The 1,183-nt window shown below is 73.8% G+C and carries 2 pseudogenes; both read right to left on the minus strand.

Going from position 1 to position 1,183, the window contains the following annotated elements:
* Window positions 1-102: 102 nt before the first annotated feature.
* Window positions 103-409, minus strand: a pseudogene (locus tag CCN56_RS40630) (roadblock/LC7 domain-containing protein).
* Between the two features lie 9 nt (window positions 410-418).
* Window positions 419-1,183: pseudogene (locus CCN56_RS40635) on the minus strand (histidine kinase); the annotation flags it as partial.

The raw sequence follows: 1,183 nt of genomic DNA on the forward strand, positions 1-1,183 counted from the left end.
GCCGGGTGGGGCGGCCGGACGATGAACAGTGCCAGGGCGGTACGGAGGGGCGTACCGCCCTGTCGGTCGATGCGGACTTTGGGGGTGTCCGGTGTGCGTGACCTAGTGGAGCAGGCTGCCCTGGAGCTCCGCACGGAGATCCGGGGTGAGCACGCTGCCGGCCCGGTCGACCAGCAGCGCCATCTCGTAGCCCACGAGNNCCGCCCTCGAAGATCCGGGACGCGCCCGCGGTCAGCGAGGTCAGTCCGGATGCGACCGCCGCCAGCTGGTCGGCGCGGTCGCGGGGGAATCCTTCGGACATGGCCAGCAGGAGTCCGTCGGCGGAGACCACCACCGTGTGGGACACCCCGGGGGTGTTGTCCACGAAGTTGGTGATCAACCAGTTCAGATTCTGCGCCGCCTGGCTCATCGCGTTCAACTAACGCTCCTGCTGATGGTTCGGACCGAGGTGGTGGCTACCCGTGGTCGAGTTGCCGGCCTGGCGGCCCTGCTGAATGCCGCGGCGCAGATTCGTGAGCCGGCCGCGGACGTCGTCGGGTGCACGCGAGACCTGGGGGCCGGCCGTGTGGGCCTGCTCCTGTGCGGTCCCGGGTACGAGGTTGGCCTTCGGCACACGGCGCGGAAGGCCGGAGGTGGTGACGCCGCCGGCCGCGGGCTTGCGCACCCGCTCCGCCTGGCGCACCAGCTCGTCGTTGGGCGAGGTCCGCCAGGCGGCCCCGCCGTTCTGGCGGCCGTCGGCGGCCGGGTCACCGGCCGGACGGGGCGCGGGAGCGGACGGCTGCGACACGACCGGGGTCTGCATCGTCTGCGTCAGGTCCGCCTGGTAGGCCTGCTGCGCCGGCGCCTGCTCCTGCCGCGACCAGTTGGTCTCCAGGTTGTCGTACAGCGGGGCACGACCGTCGCCCGCGCCACCGGCCGGCGGCAGGGCCTCCGGACGGCGCGGCTGCTGGAGCTGGGGCTGCTGCGGCTCCTGCTGGCGGACCGGCTCGGCCGGACGCGGGGCACCGAAGTCGTTGCCGTTCCGCTGACGCGGAGCCGGGGGCTGGGCCTGCGGGGCCTGCTGCTGCGCCTGCGGCACGAAGGGCTGCCGGCCGAACTGCTGCTGCTGGCCGAACTGCTGCTGACCGCCCTGGTACGCCTGGGGCTGGGGGGCCTGCGGCTGCTGGGGGGCCTGCGGCTGCTG

The organism is Streptomyces sp. NRRL B-24572 (assembly GCF_002156145.1).
Taxonomy (GTDB): Bacteria; Actinomycetota; Actinomycetes; order Streptomycetales; family Streptomycetaceae; genus Streptomyces; species Streptomyces vietnamensis.